Raw genomic sequence first — 5,496 nt, forward strand, 5'->3', positions numbered from 1 at the left:
TAACCACCCCTATTGGTGCGGCTGTTTATGTTTATAAATATACTTGTTGTTCTTCATTGAATCGAATCGGCGGAGTGGCGTATTCCTGTCGTAAAAGTTTAGATCGAAGAGGTTCAGGAAATACAGCTAAATAGGTTTGGGCAGCCTTCCAATCGAGTGTAAAGAGTTCATCAGAAAATCCCGTCGCCTTTGACAGAATTGGAAGTTCAATATCTTTTTTTACATGATTTAAATAGTTCTGTCCTTTTTGCGACATCCCAAGTAAGCGAATATAGGTCGCAACAGGGTTTTCATTTATAGGTTTTAGCTGTTCCTTTGTTGTGTTTGTTAAGATGTGTACGCATAATCTTTGCAATCTTGTCCATGTGTACCGTTTTGTTTTAATTTTTTCCATAAAGTCTTGGAAAGAAGTTGCTTCCGAAATATAAGTGAGTAACCTATTTTCAATTCCTTCTTCTGCTTCATATATATTTGCTAATTCAAAAGGTGTAGAAGTAAGTAGTTTGTATTTTAATAATGTAAAATAGTCCTCCCACCGATGGAAAAGCTGATTCTCATCAAGATAAGATGAAAGCCATTTGGAAGTGGAAGGGGGAAGATAGTTTTTAATTTCTTCGATATTTTTTTCGGCAGAAAATAATGTTTTTCGAATGCTTGTTGCACTAGCAATGGATTCATGTGAAAATGTTTCGTCATGGTAGCCAGCAGACGTCCTGGTGATGGTTTCAGCCTTAATTGTACTATTTTGGTCATGGATGGCTTTGACATAATGATAGCCCAAAATATTATTTGGTTTTGACAAATCCACGTATGTATCATGATTTGAAAGTGAAGAATAAGCAAGAGATGTTGCTTTTGGGTAGCTATAACCTTCTTTCAAATATTGCCGGGTTGTTTGATCATAAGTTAGTTGATTGTTTTTCAAAAATTCAACAGTTGATAGAAAATCGTCGATTGTCCCATTTTCACTCCCGAAACAAACTACTTCACAATGGAGAGTACTTAGTAGGGAAATTGCTCCATTTGCAAAGTTTTGTGCTTTTTGAGTCGCAAATGCATAAGGCAATTCAATGACGATGTCAACGCCTGCTTCCAACGCCATTCTCGTTCTTACCCATTTTGAAACTAAGGCAGGTTCTCCGCGTTGAAGGAAATTTCCGCTCATCACTGCAATCGTACAGTCCGCATTTGTCTTCCTTTTCGTTTCATCAAGATGGTACTTATGTCCGTTATGAAATGGATTATATTCAACAATTACACCAACAGCCTTCATCGTTTCACCCTTTTTTATTTTATTAATGAATTTTAAATATCATTTTATTGGAAAAGCTGATATAGTAGAAAAGTATTTATACTCCAAGTATAGTGTAAAGAAAAAATATTGACAAATGTAATCTGCAAAGCTATAATTACCTTTGTTGCGTTCGAGGTGATTCATTTGAAATGGACAATTAATCAATTAAATCAGTTGGCTCGAAAAGGTCTAATGATTGAAGAAACTGTTGATGTAAAAGACTTAATGGAGTTCGATAATTCGATACGAGACATTTCACCGGTGCAAGTTACAGGCCGTGCTGATCTCAGCTCTACAAAGGCGAGCTTTCATATCACAATTTCAGGTTCAATGATTTTGCCTTGTTCTAGAACCTTGGTTGATGTGAAATTTCCATTTGAGATCCAAACAACTGAAACGTTTTTACTTAGAGAGACATCTGATTATGATCTAGAATCGGAAGAGGATGTTTATCAAGTTCGAGGAGAAGTAATTGATTTACTTCCGCTAATCAAGGAAAATATTTTACTTGAAATACCAATGCAGATTTTTTGTGATGATTCGAATTCTGAAGATGCAGCACCACAATCCGGACAAGATTGGGAAGTTATCACCGAAGATGACAGAAAGAACAAGATTGACCCCCGATTGGCAGGACTAGCAAAATTCTTTGAAGACGAATAAAATCCATCTTGATCTATTTATTTTTTTAAGGAGGTGGGAATAATGGCTGTACCTTTTAGAAGAACTTCTAAAACAAGAAAAAGATTACGTCGTACACATTTCAAATTACAAGTGCCAGGTATGGTGGCATGCCCAAACTGTGGTGAAATGAAATTAGCACACCGCGTATGTAAAGAATGCGGTAGTTACAAAGGAAAAGAAGTTGTTAGCAAATAATTTTTGTTAACAACTTAATCAAATTCGGCTTGGCGGATTTGTGTCCAGATTTTTATCGGGCTTGTCTCGATAGTTACCTTAAAAAATCTGAGTCATCCGCCGGTGGCTTAACTTTGAAAAAGTTAAAGCGTATCAACAACATTGTTGTTGGTACGCTTTTTATTTTGTCCATAGTACAATAGAAGAAAAGGATAAAGGGGCAAGTTATGTCGAAATACATAGTTGAACGAGATGTACGGGGGACTGTTTGGTTTACAATCAATCGACCTGAAAAATGGAATGCGATTGATTTTGATGTAATGGATGGACTTTTACAGACGATCATAGAGGTAGAAAAGAACGAGGATGATCGGGTTTTAGTGATAACAGGAGCTGGACGAAAAGCGTTTTGCTCTGGCGGTGATTTATCGGTTTTTCAAAACCTTCAAACGGTAGAAGAAGCATATCATATGCTTAGCAAGATGGGCATGATTTTATACAAACTTGCGACCTTATCGAAACCAACTATCGCTCTATTGAATGGACTAGCAATTGGTGGTGGATGTGAGCTTGCAACGGCCTGTGACTATAGACTAGCATCCCGTGGAAGTAGATTTGGCTTTGTTCAAGGAAAACAAGGGATCACAACAGGTTGGGGTGGTGCAACTATCCTACTAGATAGAATATCTATTGTTAATGCATATCACCTTCTAATGACAGGAGAAATTACTTCTGCTGAAGGCGGGAAAGAGCTTGGTTTTATTCAACATGTCCTGTCAGAGAATGATTCGAAGAGGGAGTGCGAAGAATTTATTGCCAACGAATTCTTACATACTACTAAAGTTGTAAAAGCTTATAAAAAGGTATTGAATAGAAAATGGGCAGCTTCAGCATTAAAGGAGAGAATGCTTGAAGAAATTGAGGAATGTTCGGCTTTGTGGACAACGGATGAACATCTTGAAGCCGTTCGAAAAATCATGCAAAAAGAATAATTATTTTCTTACTAGAGTGAGAGTAGTCTATCTTTTCTACTACATGCATATGTATAAGTAAAAAAGTTTAGGAGGGAAAGATATGACTTCAACACGTCAAGATGCATGGAACCAAGATGAGGATTTATTCCTTGCTGAAGTAGTATTGCGCCACATCCGAGAAGGTGGAACACAATTAGGTGCATTTGAAGAGGTAGGTCGATCACTATCTCGTACCGCAGCCGCCTGTGGTTTTAGATGGAATTCATATGTACGTAAACAATATAAATCCGGTATTGAACTAGCGAAAAAGCAGCGTAAAGAATTAAAGAAGCAAAATAACGGAGAACAGCTTCAGCAAAACCAATCAGAACTTGAAACTACTGAAATAACGAATAGCGCCTCACCTGAGCTACAATTAAGGGATATCATCCAATTCCTTGAAGAGTATGAGAAAACAGAAAATGAGCTTCAAAACGTTGTCAAAGAAAATCAGAGCTTAAACAATCAAATAAGTAAGCTACAAGACCAAGTTAAAGATTTAAAGGCACAAAATAATACATTGGAAAATAATATTCAATTAATTGAGGAAGATTATAAGGCGTTGATTGAAATTATGGAACGCGCCCGTAAAATGGTGGTTCTACAAGAAGATGAACGTAGTAAAAAGGTAAAATTTCAAATGGATCGAAATGGGAATCTTGAACGAGTTGAAAAATAAAAAAGAAAACAGCTGACATCATGTTCAGCTGTTTTCTTCATATATTACTTAGTCGATTTCATGTACACCGTCTGGGAACCAAAGAAGCGGGTTTTCCCCTAGGTCACGTTCCATGTTGTAAGCTGCGGGTATGAAACCCATTTTCTCCCAAAACTCAGAAGATTTTACACGCGGATTTGTTTTAATCGGTAGATTATAGGTTTTGGCATAATCCACTAATGCTTTTCCAAAGCCTTTTTTCTGATAATTTGGGAGAACTTCAAGCTTCCATAGCTCTAAGTAGTCCTGTGCAGGCTCGAAATATTTGTTGAATTTTTTATCAACACGATAAAGGCTCATTCGCGCCACTAATTTATCTCCAAAGAAAATGCCATAAAAAGGTGAAACGCTATCATTTTCGATAATATTTGATTCAAGGTCTTCAAGCATGGATAGCTCCTGGAGGCCATATTCCTTAAACTCTTTAAATTCTTCTAGTGTTTTATAGTTTACTAATAATTTCTCAACCTTAGCTGTATACATTTGATATCCCCCTTGCGATTCTACTATGAAAAATTGTTTTAATTTGATATTACATTCATTATATAACAAACTAACAAAAAATTCTGTAGAAAAATATAGAAAGCGTTTTCAATTCGGTGCAGGAATATGTAGATAGCTGTAGAAATTATATAATGCACCTTTTATCTTTTGGCGAAAGGGGAAATGAGCTTGAAAAAAGTGTTGATTGCAAACAGGGGAGAAATTGCATCAAGGATCATTAAAACTTATCTCAAGATGGGGATTGAAACAGTTGCTATCTATTCTGATGCAGATCAAGAATTACCATTTGTGAAAAATGCAACTGTAGCCCATCGGATTGGCGAGCCGCCGGTTATGAAATCCTATCTACAAATGGACAAAATTATTGAAATTGCCGAGCGGGAACAGGTTGATGCAATCCATCCAGGATACGGATTTTTATCAGAAAACGCAATCTTTGCTAAATCAGTGGCTAATAAAGGGATTGTTTTTATAGGACCAACACCACAGGTTATCACACTAATGGGGGATAAGGTGAAAGCAAGACAAACAATGATTGATGCGGGTGTACCAGTTGTGCCAGGGAGTGATAAAGGCATCCAAACAATCGAAGAGGCTTTAGATCTTGCAAAAAAGTTTGGTTATCCCGTCATGTTAAAGGCAAGTGGCGGTGGTGGCGGAATCGGGATGGTATGCTGCCATTCTGAAAATGACTTACAAAAGGCATTTCAAACAACAAAAACTAGAGCCAAAACGTATTTTGGAAATGATGAAATGTTCATTGAAAAATTCATTCCAAATGCAAGACATATCGAGGTACAAATTTTTGGTGACCATCACGGAAATATTGTCCACCTTTTTGAAAGGGATTGTTCCATTCAACGTCGCAATCAAAAGGTCATAGAGGAAACACCCTCTCCATTTCTTTCGAAAGAGACACGTGAAAAAATCTGTCATGCGGCCAAAAAGGCAGCAGAATATGTCGACTATACAAATGCCGGAACCATTGAATTTATTGTTGATGAACAGGAAAATTTCTACTTTTTAGAGATGAATACAAGGCTTCAAGTTGAGCACGCCATTACAGAGATGATTACGAATCTTGATCTTGTAGAATGGCAGCTGCTAGT

Annotated in this window: 7 protein-coding genes; 5 read left to right on the top strand and 2 right to left on the bottom strand. The window is 37.0% G+C overall.

From position 1 onward, the window contains the following. Positions 1 to 31 precede the first annotated feature (31 nt). A complete protein-coding gene (locus V7147_RS15690; protein WP_335368776.1) occupies positions 32 to 1,273 on the bottom strand; it encodes a nucleotidyltransferase in 1,242 nt (413 codons plus the stop codon). Between the two features lie 165 nt (positions 1,274 to 1,438). Here V7147_RS15690 and V7147_RS15695 point away from each other — a divergent pair, with 165 nt between their 5' ends. The 4 genes from V7147_RS15695 (at position 1,439) to gerR (ending at position 3,844) form a co-directional block, all read left to right on the top strand. Next, positions 1,439 to 1,957 carry a YceD family protein gene (locus tag V7147_RS15695; protein ID WP_335368777.1) on the top strand — a complete coding sequence of 173 codons (519 nt, stop codon included), beginning with the start codon at positions 1,439 to 1,441 and terminating at the stop codon, positions 1,955 to 1,957. Between the two features lie 42 nt (positions 1,958 to 1,999). Continuing rightward, positions 2,000 to 2,173 carry a 50S ribosomal protein L32 gene (rpmF, locus tag V7147_RS15700; RefSeq protein WP_057996812.1) on the top strand — a complete coding sequence of 58 codons (174 nt, stop codon included), beginning with the start codon at positions 2,000 to 2,002 and terminating at the stop codon, positions 2,171 to 2,173. A 206-nt stretch (positions 2,174 to 2,379) separates the two neighbouring features. After that, the gene (locus V7147_RS15705) at positions 2,380 to 3,144 is read left to right on the top strand and encodes an enoyl-CoA hydratase/isomerase family protein (protein WP_335368778.1); all 765 of its coding nucleotides are present in this window, start codon (positions 2,380 to 2,382) and stop codon (positions 3,142 to 3,144) included. 82 nt (positions 3,145 to 3,226) lie between these two features. Continuing rightward, entirely contained in the window at positions 3,227 to 3,844 is a 618-nt protein-coding gene (gene gerR, locus V7147_RS15710; RefSeq protein ID WP_335368779.1) for a sporulation-specific transcriptional regulator GerR, read from the top strand. Positions 3,845 to 3,892: 48 nt separating this feature from the next. Here the strand turns inward: gerR and V7147_RS15715 are convergent, their stop codons facing one another. After that, positions 3,893 to 4,366: an N-acetyltransferase gene (locus V7147_RS15715; protein WP_335368780.1), complete on the bottom strand. Its 474-nt coding sequence runs from the start codon at positions 4,364 to 4,366 to the stop codon at positions 3,893 to 3,895. A 189-nt stretch (positions 4,367 to 4,555) separates the two neighbouring features. On the opposite strand from V7147_RS15715, the gene V7147_RS15720 reads away from it, so the two are divergent. Continuing rightward, positions 4,556 to 5,496: acetyl-CoA carboxylase biotin carboxylase subunit (locus V7147_RS15720; protein ID WP_335368781.1), on the top strand; the 941-nt coding region annotated here is incomplete at its 3' end.

Source organism: Bacillus sp. JJ1521 (assembly GCF_036965165.1).
Lineage (GTDB): Bacteria > Bacillota > Bacilli > Bacillales > Bacillaceae_L > Ferdinandcohnia.

Bases quoted from the DNA above. Each gene is read 5' to 3' on its own strand.
- V7147_RS15715 (WP_335368780.1), bottom strand. From the start codon at position 4,366: ATGTATACAGCTAAGGTTGAGAAATTATTAGTAAACTATAAAACACTA.
- V7147_RS15690 (WP_335368776.1), bottom strand. From the start codon at position 1,273: ATGAAGGCTGTTGGTGTAATTGTTGAATATAATCCATTTCATAACGGA.
- V7147_RS15705 (WP_335368778.1), top strand. From the start codon at position 2,380: ATGTCGAAATACATAGTTGAACGAGATGTACGGGGGACTGTTTGGTTT.
- rpmF (WP_057996812.1), top strand. From the start codon at position 2,000: ATGGCTGTACCTTTTAGAAGAACTTCTAAAACAAGAAAAAGATTACGT.
- gerR (WP_335368779.1), top strand. From the start codon at position 3,227: ATGACTTCAACACGTCAAGATGCATGGAACCAAGATGAGGATTTATTC.